Source organism: Streptomyces sp. NPDC000151 (assembly GCF_040301705.1).
Taxonomy (GTDB): domain Bacteria; phylum Actinomycetota; class Actinomycetes; order Streptomycetales; family Streptomycetaceae; genus Streptomyces.
Map to the genome: position 1 here is coordinate 19,109 of NZ_JBEPFC010000030.1, position 20,618 is coordinate 39,726.

11 protein-coding genes are annotated in these 20,618 nt (G+C 71.9%); 8 read left to right on the forward strand and 3 right to left on the reverse strand.

Going from position 1 to position 20,618, the window contains the following annotated elements; genetic code table 11:
* Positions 1 to 29: 29 nt before the first annotated feature.
* Positions 30 to 2,669, reverse strand: coding sequence for an alpha-glucan family phosphorylase (gene glgP, locus ABT381_RS12100; protein ID WP_351591658.1), 2,640 nt, complete (start codon positions 2,667 to 2,669; stop codon positions 30 to 32).
* 418 nt (positions 2,670 to 3,087) lie between these two features.
* Here glgP and ABT381_RS12105 point away from each other — a divergent pair, with 418 nt between their 5' ends.
* The 5 genes from ABT381_RS12105 (at position 3,088) to glgB (ending at position 13,138) form a co-directional block, all read left to right on the forward strand.
* The gene (locus tag ABT381_RS12105) at positions 3,088 to 4,314 is read left to right on the forward strand and encodes a S8 family peptidase (protein ID WP_351591661.1); all 1,227 of its coding nucleotides are present in this window, start codon (positions 3,088 to 3,090) and stop codon (positions 4,312 to 4,314) included.
* A 328-nt stretch (positions 4,315 to 4,642) separates the two neighbouring features.
* Positions 4,643 to 6,634, forward strand: coding sequence for an alpha-1,4-glucan--maltose-1-phosphate maltosyltransferase (locus ABT381_RS12110; protein WP_351591664.1), 1,992 nt, complete (start codon positions 4,643 to 4,645; stop codon positions 6,632 to 6,634).
* Complete coding sequence (treS, locus tag ABT381_RS12115; RefSeq protein WP_351591667.1) at positions 6,631 to 8,352, forward strand: maltose alpha-D-glucosyltransferase; 1,722 nt, start codon at positions 6,631 to 6,633, stop codon at positions 8,350 to 8,352. Before ABT381_RS12110 ends, treS begins: the two co-directional genes overlap by 4 nt.
* A 381-nt stretch (positions 8,353 to 8,733) precedes the next feature.
* The gene (locus tag ABT381_RS12120; protein ID WP_351591670.1) at positions 8,734 to 10,350 is read left to right on the forward strand and encodes a maltokinase N-terminal cap-like domain-containing protein; all 1,617 of its coding nucleotides are present in this window, start codon (positions 8,734 to 8,736) and stop codon (positions 10,348 to 10,350) included.
* A 61-nt stretch (positions 10,351 to 10,411) separates the two neighbouring features.
* The gene (gene glgB / locus ABT381_RS12125; protein WP_351591673.1) at positions 10,412 to 13,138 is read left to right on the forward strand and encodes a 1,4-alpha-glucan branching enzyme; all 2,727 of its coding nucleotides are present in this window, start codon (positions 10,412 to 10,414) and stop codon (positions 13,136 to 13,138) included.
* A gap of 301 nt (positions 13,139 to 13,439) precedes the next feature.
* Here glgB and ABT381_RS12130 read toward each other — a convergent pair whose 3' ends face one another.
* Both ABT381_RS12130 and ABT381_RS12135 read right to left on the reverse strand, forming a co-directional pair.
* Positions 13,440 to 15,038, reverse strand: a complete 1,599-nt coding sequence (locus ABT381_RS12130; protein WP_467754581.1) for a M4 family metallopeptidase — start codon at positions 15,036 to 15,038, stop codon at positions 13,440 to 13,442.
* Positions 15,039 to 15,286: 248 nt separating this feature from the next.
* Positions 15,287 to 16,699 (reverse strand): cation:dicarboxylate symporter family transporter, encoded by a 1,413-nt coding sequence (locus tag ABT381_RS12135; RefSeq protein WP_467754574.1) that lies wholly within the window; start codon positions 16,697 to 16,699, stop codon positions 15,287 to 15,289.
* Positions 16,700 to 16,851: 152 nt separating this feature from the next.
* Between ABT381_RS12135 and ABT381_RS12140 the strand changes: the two genes are divergently transcribed.
* The 3 genes from ABT381_RS12140 (at position 16,852) to ABT381_RS12150 (ending at position 20,606) form a co-directional block, all read left to right on the forward strand.
* Positions 16,852 to 18,468, forward strand: coding sequence for a sensor histidine kinase (locus ABT381_RS12140; RefSeq protein ID WP_351591679.1), 1,617 nt, complete (start codon positions 16,852 to 16,854; stop codon positions 18,466 to 18,468).
* Positions 18,465 to 19,181 carry a response regulator gene (locus tag ABT381_RS12145; RefSeq protein ID WP_351591682.1) on the forward strand — a complete coding sequence of 239 codons (717 nt, stop codon included), beginning with the start codon at positions 18,465 to 18,467 and terminating at the stop codon, positions 19,179 to 19,181. Before ABT381_RS12140 ends, ABT381_RS12145 begins: the two co-directional genes overlap by 4 nt.
* Before the next feature lie 63 nt (positions 19,182 to 19,244).
* Positions 19,245 to 20,606: an extracellular solute-binding protein gene (locus ABT381_RS12150; RefSeq protein ID WP_351591685.1), complete on the forward strand. Its 1,362-nt coding sequence runs from the start codon at positions 19,245 to 19,247 to the stop codon at positions 20,604 to 20,606.
* Positions 20,607 to 20,618: the final 12 nt, after the last annotated feature.

Sequence of the window (20,618 nt, forward strand, 5' to 3'; positions counted from 1 at the left end):
GCTCTTTCATGGGGCGGTGGCGGTCACCGTTACCGCAGAAGGACCCCCGCCGCCTCGCCCGTGGCTTCCGACGGGACGGCGATCAGGCCCATCTCGGCGTGCGTGGAGAGCAGGGGGTGGGCGGGGAGGATGCGGACCGTGTAGCCGAAGGGGCCGGTGCGGTCCAGGACCAGGGGGCCCTCGTACAGCCAGCGGCCTTCCAGGTCGGGGCCGCCGGCCGGCTTGAGCGGGACGGTGAGCGGGTCGGCGATCCGGTCGGACTCGTCGACCCGGCCGGAGACCAGCTGTACCTCGACGTCCTCGGGGGCCAGCTCGTCCAGCGCGACCCGGACGCGCAGGACGAGGGTGCCGCCCAGTTCGGCCTGGCCGTTGGCGGGCGTGGCGGGGCTGCCGGTCTCGACGTGGTCCACCGCGACCCGCGGCCACGCCTCCCGCACCCTGACCTTCCACTCCGCGAGACCGCGCGCGGCCTCCGGGGTGAGGGCGCGGTGCGCGTGCGCCGCGGGCGCGTAGAGCCGCTCGACGTACTCCCGGACCATCCGGCCGGCGAGCACCTTCGGGCCGAGGGTGACCAGCGTGCGGCGGACCATCTCGACCCAGCGGTGCGGCACGCCCGCCTCGTCGCGCTCGTAGAAGCGCGGCGCGACGCGCTGTTCGAGGAGTTCGTAGAGGGCCGCGGCTTCGAGGTCGTCGCGGCGCTCGTCGTCGGTGGCGGTGCCGTCGGCGGTGGGGATGGACCAGCCGAAGTCCGGCTCGTACCACTCGTCCCACCAGCCGTCCAGGACGGAGAGGTTCAGCGCTCCGTTCAGGGCGGCCTTCATGCCGGAGGTGCCGCACGCCTCCAGGGGGCGCAGCGGGTTGTTCAGCCAGATGTCGCAGCCCGGGTAGAGCTTCTGCGCCATGGCCATGCCGTAGTCGGGCAGGAAGACGATGCGGTGCCGGACCCGCGGGTCGTCGGCGAAGCGGACCAGTTCCTGTACGAGGCGTTTGCCGCTGTCGTCGGCGGGGTGCGCCTTGCCGGCGACCACGATCTGGATCGGCCGCTCGGGGTGGAGCAGCAGCTCCATGAGGCGGTCGCGGTCGCGGAGCATGAGGGTGAGGCGCTTGTAGGACGGCACCCGGCGGGCGAAACCGATGGTGAGGACGTCGGGGTCGAGGACGCCGTCGATCCAGGCCAGTTCGGCGGTGGCGGCGCCGCGCTGCCGCCAGGAGGTGCGCAGCCGCATCCGTACTTCGGTGACGAGCTGTTCGCGCAGGGTGCGGCGGAGGTCCCAGATGGCGGGGTCGGCGATGTCGGCGACCCGGTCCCAGCGTTCGGAGCCGCCCACGGTGAGCGCGTCCTCGGTGCGCTGGGCGCCGATCTGGCGGGCGCCGAGGCGGAAGACCTCGGGGGCGACCCAGGTGGGTGCGTGCACGCCGTTGGTGACGGAGGTGATCGGCACCTCGTCGGGGTCGAAGCCGGGCCACAGGCCGGCGAACATGCCGCGGCTGACGCCGCCGTGCAGCGTGGAGACTCCGTTGGCGCGCTGGGCCAGCCGCAGGCCCATCACGGCCATGTTGAAGACGTTCGGCTCGCCGCCGGGGTAGCTCTCCATGCCGAGGCCGAGGACGCGGGCCGCGTCGATGCCGGGGAGTTCGCCGTCGGGGCCGAAGTGCCGGGCGACCAGTTCGCGGTCGAAGCGGTCGATGCCGGCGGGCACGGGGGTGTGGGTGGTGAAGACGGTGCCGGCCCGTACGGCTTCCAGGGCGCTGTCGAAGTCCAGCCCGCCGGCGTCCTCTTCGGACAGTTCGCGGATGCGTTCCAGGCCGAGGAAGCCGGCGTGCCCCTCGTTGGTGTGGAAGACCTCGGGGGCCGGGTGGCCGGTGAGCCGGCAGTACGTACGGACGGCCCGTACGCCGCCGATGCCCAGCAGCATTTCCTGGAGGAGGCGGTGTTCGCTGCCGCCGCCGTAGAGCCGGTCGGTGACCTGGCGTTCGCCGGGGCCGTTCTCCTCGACGTCGGAGTCGAGGAGGAGGAGCGGCACGCGGCCGACGCGGGCCTGCCAGATGTACGAGCGCAGGCGGCGGCCGCCGGGGAGCGCGAGGGAGACCTGGGCGGGGCTGCCGTCGTCCTCACGGAGGAGTTCCAGCGGCAGCTCGTTGGGGTCGAGGACGGGGTAGTGCTCCTGCTGCCAGCCCTCGCGGGAGAGGGTCTGGCGGAAGTAGCCGTGGCGGTAGAGCAGGCCGACGCCGATCAGCGGGACGCCGAGGTCGGACGCGGCCTTGAGATGGTCGCCGGCGAGGATGCCGAGGCCGCCGGAGTACTGCGGGAGGGCGGCGGTGATGCCGAATTCCGGTGAGAAGTAGGCGACGGCCTCGGGCAGGGCACCGTCGACGGACTGGTACCAGCGGCGGCCGGCGAGGTAGTCCTGCAGGTCGTCGGCGCAGGCGGTGAGCCGGCGCAGGAAGCGGCGGTCGGCGGCCAGCTCGGCCAGGCGTTCGGCGGTGACGGTGCCGAGGAGCTGGACCGGGTCGGTGCCGGGCCGCTGCCGGCCGTCGGGGTCCAGGGCGTGGAAGAGCTCGCGGGTTTCGGTGTGCCAGGACCAGCGCAGGTTCCGCGCCAGTTCGCTGAGCGGTCGTAGGGACGGGGGAAGGACAGGGCGCACGGTGAATCGACGAATGGCCTTCACGCTCCGACCGTAGCGGCGGGCGGGCCGCAGCAACCACAGCGCGCGCCCGGCGCTGCGGACAACCGCTCGAAAGGCCCGCCCCACGCGCCGGCCGCGCTCCTCTGCGCCCCTTGCCGACCATCCCGTACGCCTCTTGACGGAGGCACCAGCCCCGGAGCGGGCCTGTGGGCCCGGCCGTGCGTGCCCCGCCGGGCGGCCGCGGCCGGGCCGAGCGCGGGATCCGGCCAGAAATCGCCGCAACCTTCGCCACGCATCACCCACCCGATATGGCCGATTCCGCCCCGTCGTCCTCTCTTGTACGGACTGCGGGCCCACGGAAGGCTGCAGGATGGCGTCGGTGGAGCGCGGCGCGGCAGCCGGCGCCACGGAATCGCAACACCCTTGCCCGCCTGTCGAGTTGAAGAGGGGAACTCCGTACATGGCCTGGACACGAACAGCCCGGCGACGGCTGGCCGCGGGGAGTACGGCCGCCGCGTCGGCGGCCCTGCTCTGCGCCGCCACGCTGCCGGCCCACGCCGCGCCGCCCGAAGGCCGGGTACTGGGGGCGGGGGCGTCCGGCGCGGTGAACAGCAGTTACATCGTCACCTTCAAGGAGGGTGCGCGAGGGGTCGAGGCCCGGTCGGCGGCGGGCAAGCGGCTGGCGGCGAAGTACGGCGCGGCGATACGCCGGACGTACCGCAAGGCCATCAACGGCTACGCGATACGGGCGAACGCGACCCAGGCCCGGCGTCTGGCGGCGGACCCCGCGGTGGCGGCGGTGAGCCAGAACCGCACCGTACGGCTGACGGACACGGCGAAGGCGCCGGGGGCCCTGCAGAAGAACCCGCCGTCCTGGGGCCTGGACCGGATCGACCAGAAGACCCTGCCGCTGAACGAGTCCTACGTGATGCCGCCCGGCGGCGGCAAGGATGTCCAGGTCTACGTCCTGGACACCGGCGTGCGCACCACCCACCAGGACTTCGGGGGGCGGGCCAGAAGCGGGTGGGACTTCGTCGGCGACGACAGGAACGCGGGCGACGAGAACGGCCACGGCACCCATGTGGCCGCCACCATTGCGGGTGAGAAGCACGGCGTCGCCAAGGAGGCCGACATCGTCTCGGTGCGGGTGCTGGACGGGGCCGGCTCCGGCACCACCGCCAATGTCATCGCGGGCATCGACTGGGTGGCGCAGCACGCCGAGCGGCCCGCGGTGGCCAACCTGAGCCTGGGCAGCATGGCGTCGCCGCAGCTGGACGACGCGGTGCGCAATGCGATCGAGGCCGGGGTGACGTTCACCGTCGCGGCCGGGAACAACAATCTGCCGGCCGCCCTCTACTCGCCCGCCCGGGTCGAGGAGGCCGTCACGGTCGGCGCCACCGACAGCGACGACACCCGTGCCGAGTTCTCCAACTTCGGTCCGCCGGTGGACCTGTTCGCGCCGGGTGTCGGGATCACCTCGGCCTGGAACTCGGGCGACGCGGCCGAGCGGGTGCTGTCCGGCACCTCGATGGCCGCGCCGCACGCCGCGGGCGCGGCCGCGCTGTTCCTGGCGCGGCACCCGGGGGCGAAGCCGGCGGAGGTCGGGAAGGCGCTGGTCGCCGACGCTTCGGCGGGCCAGGTCAAGAACACCATGGGCGCACCGGACCGGCTGCTCCGGGTCGAGTAGTACCGCCCCGGACAGGGCCGTGAGGGCCGGCTCCGCCCGTCGGCGGGGCCGGTCCGCTGCTGTCCGCAGCCCCGCGCGGCCGCTTCGCCCGGCTTGATCGCGGTGCGGTGTTACGTACGAGTAGTTCACCCGCGGGCGGATTGCCCGGCCGCGGGGCGTGGGAAGGCTCTGGCGGTACGTCCGTTGCGTGCCTCCCCCGCGTGTCCCGCCCTGCGCACCTCCAACCGAGTGAAAGGCGACAGGACCGTTCATGCCCGCAACCCGTAAGCCCGTCGCGGAGATACAAAGGACAACACCCCGCAAAGTGTCCCAAGTCTCAGGTGATCCCATGATCGGTCGCATTCCCGTCCTGGACGTCCGTCCCCAGATCGACTGCGGGCGCCGCCCGGCCAAGGCGGTGACCGGCGAAACCTTCGAAGTGTCCGCCACGGTCTTCCGGGAAGGCCACGACGCGGTCGCCGCCAACGTCGTGCTGCGCGACCCGGGCGGCCGGAGCGGCCCGTGGACGCCGATGCGGGAGCTGGCGCAGGGCACGGACCGCTGGGGCGCGCTGGTCACTCCGGACGCCGAGGGCCGCTGGACGTACACCGTGGAGGCCTGGTCGGACCCGGTGACGACCTGGCGGCGCACGGCGCAGGTCAAGATCCCGGCCGGTCAGGACACCGGCCTGGTGCTGGCCGAGGGCGCGGCGCTGCACGAGCGGGCGGCGGCGGGGGTGCCGAAGAACGCGGGGCGCGAATCGATTCTCCGGGTGGCCGACACGCTGCGCGACGAGCGCCTGCCGGCCGCCACCCGGCTGGCCGCGGCACTCACCCCCGAGGTCCTGGACACCCTCGGCCGGCACCCGCTGCGCGAACTGGTCAGCGCCTCGCGGCCGATGCCGCTGCTGGTGGAGCGGCGCCGGGCGCTGTACGGGTCGTGGTACGAGATGTTCCCGCGGTCGGAGGGGGCGTACGAGGCGCCCGACGGGACCCTGGTCAGCGGCACCTTCCGGACCGCCGCCGAGCGGCTGCCGGAGGTGGCCGCGATGGGCTTCGACGTGGTCTACCTGCCGCCGGTCCACCCGATCGGCACCACCCACCGCAAGGGCCCGAACAACGCGCTCTCGGCGGGCCCGCACGACGTCGGCTCGCCGTGGGCGATCGGCTCGGCCGAGGGCGGGCACGACGCGCTCCACCCGGACCTGGGCACCTTCGAGGACTTCGCGTACTTCGTGCGCACCGCGCGGGACCTGCGGATGGAGGTGGCGCTGGACTTCGCGCTGCAGTGTTCGCCGGACCATCCCTGGCTGGACAAGCATCCCGAGTGGTTCCACCACCGCGCCGACGGCACCATCGCGTACGCCGAGAACCCGCCGAAGAAGTACCAGGACATCCACCCCCTCGCCTTCGACGCGGACTTCCGCGGCCTGGTGAAGGAGACGGAGCGGCTGCTGCGCTTCTGGATGGACAAGGGCATCCGCATCTTCCGGGTGGACAACCCGCACACCAAGCCGGTGGTGTTCTGGGAGAAGGTGATCTCGGACATCAACCGCACCGATCCGGACGTCATCTTCCTGGCCGAGGCGTTCACCCGCCCCGCCATGATGCGCACCCTCGCGCAGGTCGGCTTCCAGCAGTCCTACACGTACTTCACCTGGCGCAACTCCAAGCAGGAGCTGACCGAGTACCTCACCGAGCTGTCCCGGGACTCGGCCGACTGCATGCGGCCGAACCTGTTCGTGAACACCCCGGACATCCTGCACGCCTACCTCCAGCACGGCGGCCGGGCGGCCTTCGAAGTACGCGCGGTGCTCGCGGCGACCCTGTCCCCGACGTGGGGCGTGTACGCCGGATACGAGCTCTGCGAGGGGACTCCGGTACGAGACGGGAGCGAGGAGTACCTGGATTCGGAGAAGTATCAGCTGCGTCCCCGGGATTGGCAGACAGCGGGCCGCGAGGGCCGTAGCATCGCTCCTCTCATCACGGCACTCAACCGGCTGCGCCGCCGTCATCCGGCACTCCAGCAGTTGCGTGCCCTGCACTTCCATCATGTCGACAACGACGCGGTCCTCGCCTACTCCAAGCGCGAGGGTGCCGACGTGGTCCTCACGGTCGTGAACCTCGACCCGCACCACACCCACGAGGCGACGGTGTCGTTGGACATGCCGGAGCTCGGCCTCGACCGGCACGAGTCCGTACCGGTGCGCGACGAGCTCACCGGCGAGACCTACCACTGGGGCAGGGACAACTATGTGCGCCTGGAGCCGGGCAGTGGCATTGCGCCCGCGCACGTACTGTCCCTGCGACCGTCCTCACCGATCGGAGGGTCACCCAATTGATCGTCAACGAGCCCGTCCCCGACACGTTCGAGGACACTCCGGCCAAGGACCGCGATCCCGACTGGTTCAAACGGGCCGTCTTCTACGAAGTCCTGGTCCGTTCGTTCCAGGACAGCAACGGGGACGGCGTCGGCGACCTGAAGGGCCTGACGGCCAAGCTGGATCATCTGCAGTGGCTGGGCGTCGACTGCCTCTGGCTGCCGCCGTTCTTCAAGTCCCCCTTGCGGGACGGCGGTTACGACGTCAGCGACTACACCTCGGTACTGCCGGAGTTCGGTGACCTCGCCGACTTCGTGGAGTTCGTGGACGCCGCGCACCAGCGCGGCATGCGGGTGATCATCGACATGGTGATGAACCACACCAGCGACCAGCATCCGTGGTTCCAGGAGTCCCGCACCGACCCCGAAGGGCCGTACGGCGACTACTACGTCTGGGCGGACGACGACAAGCAGTACCAGGACGCCCGCATCATCTTCGTCGACACCGAGGCGTCCAACTGGACCTTCGACCCGGTGCGCAAGCAGTACTACTGGCACCGCTTCTTCTCCCACCAGCCGGATCTCAACTACGAGAACCCGGCGGTCCAGGACGAGATGATCTCGGCCCTGCGGTTCTGGCTGGACCTGGGCATCGACGGCTTCCGGCTGGACGCCGTGCCCTACCTCTACGCCGAGGAGGGCACCAACTGCGAGAACCTCCCCGCCTCGCACGCCTTCCTGAAGCGGGTGCGTTCGGTGATCGACGCGAACTACCCGGACACGGTGCTGCTGGCCGAGGCCAACCAGTGGCCGGAGGACGTGGTCGACTACTTCGGCGACCCGGAGACCGGCGGCGACGAGTGCCACATGGCGTTCCACTTCCCGGTGATGCCGCGCATCTTCATGGCGGTACGCCGCGAATCCCGCTACCCGGTCTCGGAAATCCTCGCCAAGACCCCGGCGATCCCGTCCGGCTGCCAGTGGGGCATCTTCCTGCGCAACCACGACGAGCTCACGCTCGAAATGGTCACGGACGAAGAGCGCGACTACATGTACGCGGAGTACGCCAAGGACCCGCGGATGCGCGCCAACATCGGCATCCGCCGCCGGCTGGCCCCGCTGCTGGACAACGACCGCAACCAGATCGAGCTGTTCACCGCCCTGCTGCTCTCCCTGCCCGGCACGCCGATCCTGTACTACGGCGACGAGATCGGCATGGGCGACAACATCTGGCTGGGCGACCGGGACGCGGTGCGCACGCCCATGCAGTGGACGCCGGACCGCAACGCCGGCTTCTCGTCCTGCGATCCGGGCCGGCTCTTCCTGCCCACGATCATGGACCCGGTCTACGGCTACCAGGTGACCAACGTCGAGGCCGCGATGTCCTCGCCGTCGTCCCTGCTGCACTGGACCCGGCGCATGATCGAGATCCGCAAGCAGAACCCGGCCTTCGGCCTGGGCACGTACACCGAACTGCCCTCGTCCAACCCCGCGGTGCTGGCGTTCCTGCGCGAGGCCCCCGCGAACGGGGAAGGCGAGGACGACCTGGTCCTGTGCGTGCACAACTTCTCGCGCTTCGCCCAGCCCACCGAGCTGGACCTGCAGGCCTTCGACGGCCGGCACCCGGTCGAGCTGATCGGCGGCGTGCGCTTCCCGGCCATCGGTCAGCTGCCGTACCTGCTGACCCTGGCGGGGCACGGCTTCTACTGGTTCCGGCTGCGGAAGGACGCGGTGGCTTAGCCGGCACGACGTTCCGGGCACCGGCCGGGCTTACGGGCCGGTGCCGCGCGGGCGCACCTCACGGCGCGCCCGCGCACCGCCGCGTACGGGCCCGTCGCGCCGGCCGGCAGGCCGTCCGTGCCGGAGGCGCGAACCTACCCGCCCGTACATGCACGCAAGGCGTGTTCGGGTGTTTTTCGACCTTTCGCCCGGGCAGTCTCCCTACTGCCGCACGGGCCGGACGATCCACGCGCCGAGCCTGCGGGCGTGGGGACACCTGCCGCAGATCCGCTGCCGTACGGACGATCCTCGCCCGACACGTCCCGCACCGCCCCACAGTAAAGGCCGTATTCCGGGACACTTGCCGTAGCTGTCGTGTGCCCGGGGAAAGGACGCGACGTCATGTCGGAAACCGCCTCGACCCGTGCTCTGCAAGGCCGGCACCACCGGCCCTCCGTCACCACCGCACCCGGACTGCTGCCCTCGCTCGACCCTTTGCTGCGCGAATGGGTGCCACGGCAGCGGTGGTTCGCCGGCAAGGGCCGGCCTGTCACCGGCTTCGATCTCGTCGCGGCCGCCGAGCTGCTGCCCGTCGACGGGACCGTCGACGGCGCCGCCGCGCCCGGGCTGCTGCACCTGCTCGTCCGCGCCCGGCAGCCCGGCCCGCCGACCCGCACGCCCGAGGACGACGACTGCTATCAGCTGCTGCTCGGCGTGCACGGCACGCTGCCGCCGCGGCTCGCCCACGCGCTGATCGGCCGCCCGGACGGCGGACCGCTGGCCGGGCGCACGGTCTACGACGCGCTGCTGGACCCGCGGCTGTGCACGCTGCTGCTGGAACGGCTGCGGGTGCCCGGGCAGCTGGGCGCGCTCCGCTTCACCGTCGAGCCGCAGACGACCCTGGCCTCCGGCCTCTCCGCCCGGCCGCTGACCACCGAACAGTCCAACACCTCGGTGGTCTTCGGCGACGCGTACATCCTCAAGGTCTTCCGGCGGGCCTCCCCGGGCCTCAACCCCGACCTGGAACTGCCGCTGGCGCTGGCCCGCGCGAAGTGCTCGCGGGTCCCCCCGCCCGTCGCGTGGTTCGAGTCGGAAGCGGCGGGGCCGGTGACGGCCGCCGAGGGCCCGCGCCACCACGCCGCAGAACCGATCACTCTCGGCGTGCTCACCCCGTTCCTGGACGGCGCGGCCGACGGCTGGCAGCTCGCGCTCAACGCCCTCTCCGTACGCGCCGACTTCACCGGCTCGGCGCGGGCCCTCGGCCACGCCACCGCCGAGGTGCACACCGCGCTCGCCGAGACGCTGCCCACCACCGAGCTGCGCCGCACCCACCTGGAGCTGATCGCCGCCGGCATGGCCGAGCGGCTGGACGTCGCAGCCCGCGCGGTCCCGGCGCTGCGCCCGTACCGCACCCGGCTGCGCACCGCCTTCCACGCGCTGACCACCCTCGGCCGGGACGGCCGCGGCTTCGCTGCCCAGCGCATCCACGGCGACCTGCATCTCGGCCAAACCCTGCGCTCCGCGGGCGAGGGCCGCTGGTCGGTCATCGACTTCGAGGGGGAGCCGGCCCGGCCGTTGGCGGAAAGGCGCGATGTCCAGCCCGCGGTGCGCGACGTGGCCGCTATGCTCCGGTCCTTCGACTACGCGGCGCGCAGCGGCCCCGGCGGCGGCGACGCCTGGTCGCTGGAGTGGGCGCGGCGCGCACGGACCGCGTTCTGCCGCGGCTACGCCGAGGCCGGCGGCCTGGATCCGGACTCCGTTCCGGAGCTGATGCGCGCGTACGAGACCGACAAGGCCGTGTACGAGGTGCTGTACGAGGCACGGCACCGGCCGGACTGGCTGCCCATCCCCATGGCCGCCGTCCGCCGTCTCGCCGGCCCGGACCCGCGCCTGGGCACCGACCCGCAGCTGACGACCGACCCGCACGTGGGCGCGGGGCCCGACCCCTACGCCGAAGCGGACCCCGAGGAGGGCGACCCGTCGTTCACGACCTACGCCCCGCCCGAGGACCGCACCTGATCACAGCGAACCGCCCTTCGATCCCCCGACCCGTCGAACGCCCCGCCAGGAGGCTCCTCCCGTGACCCCCCGTCCGCCGTCCCGCCCCTCGTCCGACCCCGCAGCACCGGCGTCCGACGCCGACGTCCCGCCCACCTTCCTGCCGGCCCCCGCCCGGTCGGAGGACGAGCAGGACGCCCCGCCGGCCCAGCGCACCGGGCCCGATCCCGAGGCGGAGGCGGCCGCCGAACGCGCCGCGGAGCCGGCGCGGAAGCCTTCGCGCGCCGAGCCGGCCGGGGCGCCGGTGACCGATGCCCCGGAAGCGGGGGAACCGGCCGCCGCGGCCGCCAAGAAGCCCGCACCGAAGAAGGCCGGCGCGAAGAAGGCCGCCACGAAGAAGGCGACGGCCAAGACCACGACGGCCAGGACGACGGCCAAGAAGACGGCCGCCAAGAAGACCCCCGCCGCTCGCCCCGCCGCCAAGAAGACCACCACGCCCAAGACCGCCGAGCCCAAGACCGCCGAGCCCGCAGCCGCCGCTGCGCCCGCTGCCGCCGCCGTGCCTTCCGGCGCCCCCGCCCCGCGCGGCAGCAAGGGCGGCGTGCGCGCCGCGTCGCCGCTGAGTGACACCGACCGCGGCCGGCTGCTGTCCGGTACGCACCACGACCCGCACGCGCTGCTCGGCGCGCATCCCGTACGCGGCGGGGTGCTCTTCCGCGCGCTGCGCCCGTACGCCACCGCGGTGACCGTGCTCGCCAAGGGCCTGCGGGCCGAGCTGCACGACGAGGGCGACGGCCTGTTCGCCGGGGTGCTGCCGCTGTCGGAGATCCCCGACTATCAGTTGGTGATCACCTACGGCACGGGCGCCGACGCGCACGAGGTGACCGTCCACGACCCGTACCGCTTCCTGCCCGCGATCGGCGAGCTGGACCTGCACCTGATCGGCGAGGGCCGGCACGAGGAGCTGTGGCAGGCGCTCGGCGCCCGCGTCATGGAGCACGAGGGCGTCACCGGCACCCGCTTCACGGTGTGGGCGCCGAACGCGCAGGGCGTCCGCGTCGCCGGGAACATGAACTACTGGGACGGCACGGTCTACCCGATGCGCTCGCTGGGCGCCTGCGGCGTGTGGGAGCTGTTCATCCCCGGCCTGGGCGAGGGCGAGCTGTACAAGTTCGACATCGCGCGCCCGGACGGCAGCCACACGCTGCGCATCGACCCGATGGCCCGGCGGACCGAGTGCCCGCCCGCCAACGCCTCGGTCATCGACGTCGCGCACCACGAGTGGGGCGACGCCGAGTGGCTGGCGCGCCGCGCCGAACGCCCGGTGCACACCTCGCCGTTCTCCGTCTACGAGGTCCACCTCCCCTCCTGGCGCCCCGGCCTCTCCTACCGCGAGCTGGCCGAGCAGCTGCCCGCGTACGTCAAGGACCTGGGCTTCACGCACGTGGAACTGATGCCGGTCGCCGAGCACCCCTTCGGCGGCTCGTGGGGCTACCAGGTCACCGGCTTCTACGCGCCGACGGCCCGGCTCGGCACGCCGGACGACTTCAAGTACCTGGTCGACGCGCTGCACCGCGCGGACATCGGCGTGATCATGGACTGGGTGCCCGCGCACTTCCCGCGCGACGACTGGGCGCTCGCCGAGTTCGACGGGCGGCCGCTGTACGAGCACGAGGACCCGGCGCGGGCCGCGCACCCCGACTGGGGCACGCTCGAATTCGACTACGGCCGGACCGAGGTCCGTAACTTCCTGGTCGCCAACGCCGTCTACTGGTGCTCCGAATTCCACATCGACGGCCTGCGCGTCGACGCCGTGGCGTCCATGCTCTATCTGGACTACTCCCGCGAGCACGGCGAGTGGTCGCCCAACGAGCACGGCGGCCGGGAGAACCTCGACGCGGTCGACTTCCTCCAGGAGATGAACGCCACCGTCTACCGGCGCTGCCCGGGCGTGGTGACCATCGCCGAGGAGTCCACGGCCTGGGACGGCGTCACCCGCGCCACTCATCACGTCGGCCCCGGCGGCTTCGGCGGCCTCGGCTTCGGCCTGAAGTGGAACATGGGCTGGATGCACGACTCACTGGAGTACATGTCCAAGGAGCCGGTGCACCGCAAGTACCACCACAACGAGATGACCTTCTCGATGGTGTACGCGTACTCCGAGAACTACGTCCTGCCCATCTCGCACGACGAGGTCGTGCACGGCAAGCGGGCGCTGGTCTCGAAGATGCCCGGCGACTGGTGGCAGCAGCGCGCCAACCACCGCGCGTATCTGGGCTTCATGTGGTCCCACCCGGGCAAGCAACTGCTGTTCATGGGCCAGGAGTTCGCGCAGGGCGCGGAGTGGTCCGAGGGCCACGGCCCGGACTGGTGGCTGCTGGACCCGGCGTACTCCGCCGAGCCGGACCACCGCGGCGTCCGGGACCTGGTCCGGGAGCTGAACCGGCTGTACGGCGCGGTGCCCGCGCTGTGGCAGCGGGACACCGACCCGGCCGGCTTCTCCTGGATCGACGGCGGCGCGTGGGAGGACAACGTCTTCTCGTTCGTGCGGTACGACGACGCGGGCGACCCGCTGATCGCGGTGTGCAACTTCTCGCCCGTGGTGCGGCACGAGTACCGCCTCGGCGTGCCGGAGAACGTACCGGCCTGGCGTGAGGTGCTCAATACCGACGAGGAGCGGTTCGGCGGCAGCGGCGTGGCCAACGCGGCGCCGCTGAAGTCCGAGCCGGTGCCGTACCACGGCCGGGCCGTCTCCATCGCGCCGGTCCTGCCGCCGCTCGCCACCGTCTGGCTGCGCCCCGCGGGCTGAGCGCCGTCCCGGAGCGCGCTCCGACGGCCGTACGGACGTGCTTGCGGGCCGGTGTCGCACCCCCTGCCCGTACGCACAGAAAAGGGGCCCGCCGGCGGCTGCCGCCGGCGGGCCCCGTTCCCCCGTGATCCCCCGTTCCCCCGTTCACCGGCGATTTCGCGCCGGCCCTGGAGACTTTGCCGCCTCACAGCGTCCGGGGACAGTCCCGCCACGGCTTCGTTTCACGCCCGGGACATCCTGAGACGCAACCGGGAAATTCCGCACAAGATCGCGAACTGGGCGAGCGCCTCGGGCGCGCGCGTCAGGCCACGTTGACCGCGGTCCAGGCGGCGGCGACCGTCTTGTACTCGGCGCTCGTCGCGCCGTACAGGTCGGTGGCGGCCTTCAGGGTCGCTGCGCGGGCGCCCTTGTAGTCCGTGGTCGAGGTCATGTAGACGGTCAGCGCGCGGTACCAGATCGCGGCGGCCTTCTGATTGCCGATGCCGGTGACGGCGGAGCCGTTGTAGGTGGGGCTGTTGTAGCTGACGCCGTTGATCGTCTTGGCGCCGCTGCCCTCACTGGCCAGGTAGAACCAGTGGTTGCCCACGCCCGAGGAGTTGTGCACGTCGAGCTGGCCGACCTTGCGGGACCAGTAGTCCGCCGAGCGGCCGTCCAGGGAGGGCTTGTCCATGCGGCGCAGCCACGGCGGCGTGGACTGGTCGCTGAAGAGGTAGTCGGGGGTGTCGATCGCGTTGTCGGCGTACCACTCGACCATGGTGCCGAAGATGTCGGAGGTCGACTCGTTCAGGCCGCCGGACTCACCGCTGTAACGGAGGTTGGCGGTCGCGCTGGTCACACCATGGGTCATCTCGTGGCCCATGGTGTCCAGGTCGACCTGCTCGGGGTCGGTGGTGCCGTCGCCGTCGCCGGTCATCATGCAGAAGCAGTTGTCGGACCACTGTGCGTTGTCCCAGTGGGTGCCGACGTGCACGAAGACCGTGGCGCCCTTGCCGTCGTTCTTGATGCCGTTCCGGCCGAAGGTGTCCCGGTAGTAGTCCCAGGTCTTCGCGGTGTTGGCGTGCGCGTCGACGGCGGCGGTGGCGCGGTCGGCGGAGAACTTCTTCCCGTCGCCCCAGATGTTGTCGGCGTCGGTGAAGAGCGTGCCCGAGCCGGAGTTCAGGCCGGAGGACGAGACGTTGTTGGCGTCCTTGGTGATCGTGCCGCGGGTGGGGTCGATCAGCGCGTACGTGCCGTCGGCCCGCTTGGTGGTGTCGAGGGTGATGTCGCCGGTGTACTCGGAGTGGCCGGTGCCGGCTTCCTGGTGCTCGGCGTCGTACGTCTCGATCCGCTGCCCGCTGTCCGCGTCGGTGACGACGACCTTGCCGGCCGGCTCGCCGTGCGCACCGGTGCCGGCCACGGTGGTCCGCCAGGCGAGCCGCGGCGTGCCGTCGGCGGCCCAGACGATCAGCTCGGCGTCGGGCTCGGCGCCGCGGACGCCGGTGACGCCCTTGAGCGCCTTCGACTCGGTCGCCTTCGCGGAGACGCCCGGCCGCACCGAGTCCACCGCGACCTTGCGGGCCTTGGCGTGCGAGGCGGACGCCAGCTTGCCGGCGCGGGTCTGGTGGACGACGAAGTCGCCGCCGACGACGGGCAGTTGGCGGTACGTACGGTCGAACCGGACGTGCTCGGTACCGTCCCGGTCGATGACGACGTCCTTGGCGATGAGCCCCTGGTCCTTGCCGTACCCGAAGGTGGCGGCGTGCCGGGTGACATTGGCCTTGGCCCGGGATATCGCGGCGTCGCGTATCTGCGCGCTGGGAGCGCTGCTCTTTGCGGTACTCGCGGGGCTCGCGGGGCTCGCGGGGGCGGAGTACGCGGGGAGGGCGAGCGCGCCGGTGGCGACGACGGCGGCGACGGCCATGGCCGCAAGCGCTGCGGAGGATCTGGGCACGGAGGTTCTGGGCACGGCGGGGCACGTCCTTGAGGGTGAGGGAGTCGGCCGCCCGGCCCCGAAGGGGCCGGACACAGGCCGCATTCTCACCCTCTTGGCATGCCCCTGACGTGATCGCATCCGGGGATAGGGCGGTGCTATAGGGGGCGGTGACGTGCGACGGAGCCCCGCCGACGAGGGTGTCGGCGGGGCTCCGAGGTGATGCGGGGGGGGACGGGTCAGACGGTGGCCTTGTCGCCCTTGGCGAGCGGGTCCGGGGCCTCGCCGTCGGCCTCGGGGGCCGGGCCGTGGGCGTCGTCCACCAGCGTTGTCTCGTCGAACGGGAGGCCGCCGGCCAGTACTTGCTGGACTCGGGGCTTGTCGATCTCCTTGGTCCAGGTGCCGATCAGAACCGTGGCGACCGCGTTGCCCGCGAAGTTGGTGAGGGCGCGGGCCTCGCTCATGAAGCGGTCGATGCCGACGATCAGGCCGACGCCGTCGACCAGGTCGGGGCGGTGCGACTGCAGGCCGCCGGCCAGGGTGGCCAGGCCCGCGCCGGTGACGCCGGCCGCGCCCTTGGACGCGATGATCATGAAGACGAGGAGGGAGATCTGCTGGCTGATCGGCAGCGGGGACCCCATCGCCTCGGCGACGAAGAGCGAGGACATCGTGAGGTAGATGGCCGTGCCGTCGAGGTTGAAGGAGTAGCCGGTCGGGACGGTGATGCCGACGACCGGCTTGCTGACGCCCAGGTGCTCCATCTTCGCGATCAGCCGCGGCAGCGCCGACTCCGAGGAGGAGGTGGAGAGGATGAGCAGGAACTCGCGGCCGAGGTACTTCAGGAGCGCGAAGATGTTCACGCCGGCGATGAGCCGCAGGAGCGTGCCGAGTACGACGATCACGAAGAGCAGACACGTGATGTAGAAGCCGACCATGATGACCGCGAGGGACTTCAGCGCGTCCAGGCCGGTCTCGCCGACCACCGCGGCGATGGCGCCGAAGGCACCGACCGGCGCGGCCCACATGATCATGGACAGCACGCGGAAGACCAGCTTCTGGAGGTGGCCGATGCCGCGCAGTACCGGCTCGCCGGCCTTGCCCATCGCCTGCAGCGCGAAGCCCACCAGCAGCGCGACCAGCAGGGTCTGCAGCACCTCGCCGGTGGTGAAGGCGGAGACCAGGGTGGTCGGGATGATGCCGAGCATGAACTCCGAGCTGGACTCGCCGCCGCCCGCGGTCTGCGCCTGGCCCGCGTGCCGGACCGTCTCGGTCAGGTGCAGCCCGGAGCCGGGCTCCAGGATGTTGCCGACGACCAGGCCGATGGCGAGCGCCACGGTCGACATGACCATGAAGTAGCCGAGCGCCAGGCCGCCGACCGCGCCGACCTTGGCCGCCTTCCGTACGGAGCCGACGCCGAGGACGATCGTGCAGAAGATGACCGGCGAGATCATCATCTTGATGAGGTTCACGAAGCCCGTGCCGAGCGGCTTGAGCTCCACGGCGACACCGGGGGCGATGAAGCCGACGGCGATGCCGGCCAGTACCGCGCCGATGACGGCGATGTAGAGGTAATGGGTCCGGTCACGCTTCTTCGGTGCGGGCGTGGCGGGCTCGCCGGGTGTCCCGCCGCCCGGCAGGATCGTTGCAGCCACGACTGCCTCCTGTCCTCGATTGTCCGGTTCTGCGTGCGACCTGCGGCTCTTGAACGCAAAACAAAGTCCCGGCGACTATACACCCCCCTCTTGATCACGTCACCCTTACGTGCATTTCGTTCATGTAAACGTCAGCGGGCAAACTTATGCACATGCGCCTCCCCCGCCCCCGCAGCCTGGCCGGCCAGCTCTTCGCCGTGCAGGCCGTGCTGATCGCGGTCGTCGTGGCGGGCTGCGCCGTCTTCGCCTACCTGTCCGCGAGCGAGCAGGCGGAGGAGACCGCGCGCCGCCAGGCGACCGCCACCGCCACCTCCGTGGCCGACGCGCCCTACGTCGCGCGGGCGGTCCGCGCCCCGGACCCCACGAAGCTGCTGCAGCCCTACACCGAGCGGGTGCGCAAGGACGCGGGCGTCGCCTTCGTCGTGGTGATGGACACCGACAAGACCCGGTATACCCATACGAAGCCGTCCGCCATCGGCAAGAAGTACCTCGGACACATCGGCCCGGCGCTGCACGGCGAGGTCTTCCACGAGACCCACCGGGGCACCCTGGGGCCGTCCGTGCGGGTCGTGGCGCCGGTGCGCGCCGGCGGCCGGGTGATCGCCCTGGTCAGCTCGGGCATCACCGTCGAGACCATCAGCGGCGGGCTGCGCCGCCAGATGCTGTCGCTGATCGTGGTCGCGGCCGCCGCGCTGGCCCTGGGCGGCCTCGGCACGTACGTGATCAACGCCCGGCTGCGGCGCCACACGCACGGCATGAACGCCGCCGAGCTGAGCCGGCTGCACGACTACCACGAGGCCGCGCTGCACGCCGTACGCGAGGGGCTGCTGCTGCTCGACGGGCGGCGCGCGGTCGCGCTGATCAACGACGGGGCGCGCGAGCTGCTGGGCGTGGCCGGGGACGCGGTGGGCCGGCCGGTCGCGGACCTCGGGCTGCCCGCGCCGCTCACCGAGGCGCTGCTCGACCCCGCGCCCCGCGTCGACGAGCTGCACCTGACCGCCGACCGGGTGGTCGTCGTGAACACCTCGCCGGTCGACGGCGGCGAACAGCGCGGCACGATGGTCACCCTGCGCGACCACACCGAGCTGCAGGCGCTCTCCGGCGAGCTGGACTCCGTACGCGGCTTCGCGGAGGCGCTGCGCTCCCAGGCGCACGAGGCCGCCAACCGGCTGCACACCGTCGTCTCGCTGATCGAGCTGGGCCGGGCCGAGGAGGCGGTGGAGTTCGCCACCGCCGAGCTGGAGCTGGCCCAGGCGCTCACCGACCGGGTGGTGGGCGCGGTCGGCGAGCCGGTACTGGCCGCGCTGCTGCTGGGCAAGGCCGCGCAGGCGAACGAGTACGGCGTGGAGCTCACCCTGACCGAGGACAGCGGGATCGACGACGGGCTGCTGCCCGGCTGGCTGCCGGCCCGCGACCTGGTGACCGTACTGGGCAACCTCATCGACAACGCGATCGACGCGGCGGCCGGTGGGCGCCCGGCGGGCGAGCCCGGCCGGGTCGTGGTCACCGCGCGCGCCACGGACGGCGCGCTGCTGCTGCGGGTCGCCGACTCCGGGCCCGGCGTGGACCCCGACCACGCCGAGGAGGTCTTCCGGCGCGGCTGGACGACCAAGGCGGCGGGGCCTACGGTGCACGGCCGGGGCCTGGGTCTGGCCATCGTGCGGCAGACCGTGCGGCGGCACGGCGGTACGGTCACGCTGGAGCGGGCCCCCGAGGGCGGCGCGGCCTTCGCCGTCCGCCTGCCACTGCGGACGGAGCTGCGGGAATGACCTCACAGGACGACAGCGGGCGCACGCCCACGCGCCCGGAAAGACCCCTCCGGGTACTGGTCGTCGAGGACGACCCCGTGGCCGCCGACGCGCACGCGCTGTACGTCGGCCGGGTCGAGGGCTTCACCGTCTCCGGCACGGTGCACACCGCGGCGGCGGCCCGTCGCCACCTCGACCAGCACCCCGTCGACCTGGTACTGCTGGACCTCTTCCTGCCGGACGGGCACGGGCTGCAGCTCGTACGGACGCTGCGCGCGGCCGGGCACACGGCGGACATCTTCGCCGTCACCTCGGCCCGGGACCTGACGGTCGTCCGCGAAGGCGTCTCCCTCGGCATCGTCCAGTACGTCCTGAAGCCGTTCACCTTCTCCACGCTGCGCGACCGGCTGACCCGATACGCCGTCTTCCGCTCGGCGGCGGGCGAGGCCAGCGGCCAGGACGAGGTGGACCGGGCCATCGCCGCGCTGCGCGCGCCCCGCCCCGCCACCCTGCCCAAAGGGCTGACCCCGGCGACGCTGCGGGCCGTGACCGACGCGCTGCGGGCGGCGCCCGAGGGGCTGTCGGCGGGCGCGGCGGCCGAGACGGTGGGCATCTCCCGCATCACGGCGCGGCGTTACCTGGAGCATCTGGTGGACGCGGGGCGGGCGGTCCGGGCCCCGCAGTACGGCCACGTCGGCCGCCCCGAATTGCGGTATCGCTGGTCGGACCATTGACCTGACCAACCGGTCACCTTACGGTCACCGTGCAGCCCACCGTGGCCAGTTGGAGGTCGTACCGTGCGTCCTGCCGTCCCGCTGATGCTCCTCTCCGCCGTCCTCGCCGCAGGCACGCTGACCGCCTGTGGCGGCGGCTCCGGAAGTGACGCGAACACCCTCAAGGTCGCCTTCATCAAGGACACCAACAACAAGGTCACGGTCCGGGACGACTATGTCGGGATGGTGGCCAGGCAGTTCGAGAAGGCCCACCCCGGCAAGAAGGTGAAGCTGCTGCCGATCCAGGCGTCGGAGAACGACTACTACGCCAAGGTCCAGCAGATGATGCGCTCCCCGAAGACCGCGCCCGACCTGGTCTACGAGGACACCTTCCTGATCAACTCCGACATCGAGGCCGGGCTGCTGCGCCCGCTGGACCCGTACCTCGCCAAGTGGGAGGACTGGAAGCAGTACCAGCCCAGCGCCAAGGAGGCCGCCAAGGCGCAGGACGGCAAGACGTACGGCGTCCCGGACGGCACGGACACCCGCGGCCTGTGGTTCAACAAGAAGATCTTCGCGAAGGCCGGGCTGCCCGCCGACTGGCAGCCGAAGACCTGGGAAGACGTCCTCGACGCGGCCCGCACGGTCAAGAAGAAGGTCCCCGGCGTCATCCCGCTGAACGTTTTCACCGGCAAGGGCGCGGGCGAGGCCGCCGTCATGCAGGGCTTCGAGATGCTGCTGTACGGCACGGGCGACGACCCGCTCTACGAGCCCACGTCACAGAAGTGGGTGAAGGGTTCGCAGGGCTTCCGGGACAGCCTGCGCTTCCTCGACACGGTCTACTCCGAGAAGCTCGGCCCCGACGTCTCCGACGCGCTCAGCCCGAACATCCAGACCAACGTCGCCACCGAGCTGCTGCCCGAGGAGAAGCTGGCCATCGACCTGGACGGCTCGTGGCTGGGGCAGCAGTGGCAGCCCAAGGGCGGCGGCAAGCCGTGGCCGCAGTGGGCGAAGACGCTGGGCCAGGCGCCGTTCCCGACGCAGCACGGCGCGGCACCGGGGAAGGTCTCGCTGGCCGGCGGCTGGACCTGGTCCGTCCCACAGCGCTCTCAGAACCCCGACCTGGCCTGGCAGTTGATCGAGACGCTCCAGACGAGGGCGAACGCCCGGGAGTGGTGCCTGCGCGGCGCGCAGATCGCGGTGCGCAAGGACGTCGCGAAAGACCCGGAGTACCTCACCTCCATGCCCGGCATCGACTTCTTCACCGGACTGGTGTCGGTCAGCAAGTACCGTCCCGCGCTGCCGGCCTACCCGAAGGTCTCGGCGGCGATCGGCGAGGCGATGGAGTCGGTGACCACGGGCGACGCCTCGCCCGAGCAGGCCGCGAAGGCGTACGACGGTCAGCTGGCCGCGACCGTCGACGGCCGGGTCGTGACCAGGCGCTGAGGGACCGCTCCG

What these genes read in the sequence shown, in the direction of transcription:
- ABT381_RS12105 (WP_351591661.1), top strand. Translation starts at nt 3,088, where the DNA reads ATGGCCTGGACACGAACAGCCCGGCGACGGCTGGCCGCGGGGAGTACG.
- ABT381_RS12145 (WP_351591682.1), top strand. Translation starts at nt 18,465, where the DNA reads ATGACCTCACAGGACGACAGCGGGCGCACGCCCACGCGCCCGGAAAGA.
- ABT381_RS12110 (WP_351591664.1), top strand. Translation starts at nt 4,643, where the DNA reads ATGATCGGTCGCATTCCCGTCCTGGACGTCCGTCCCCAGATCGACTGC.
- ABT381_RS12140 (WP_351591679.1), top strand. Translation starts at nt 16,852, where the DNA reads ATGCGCCTCCCCCGCCCCCGCAGCCTGGCCGGCCAGCTCTTCGCCGTG.
- ABT381_RS12120 (WP_351591670.1), top strand. Translation starts at nt 8,734, where the DNA reads ATGTCGGAAACCGCCTCGACCCGTGCTCTGCAAGGCCGGCACCACCGG.
- ABT381_RS12130 (WP_467754581.1), bottom strand. Translation starts at nt 15,038, where the DNA reads ATGGCCGTCGCCGCCGTCGTCGCCACCGGCGCGCTCGCCCTCCCCGCG.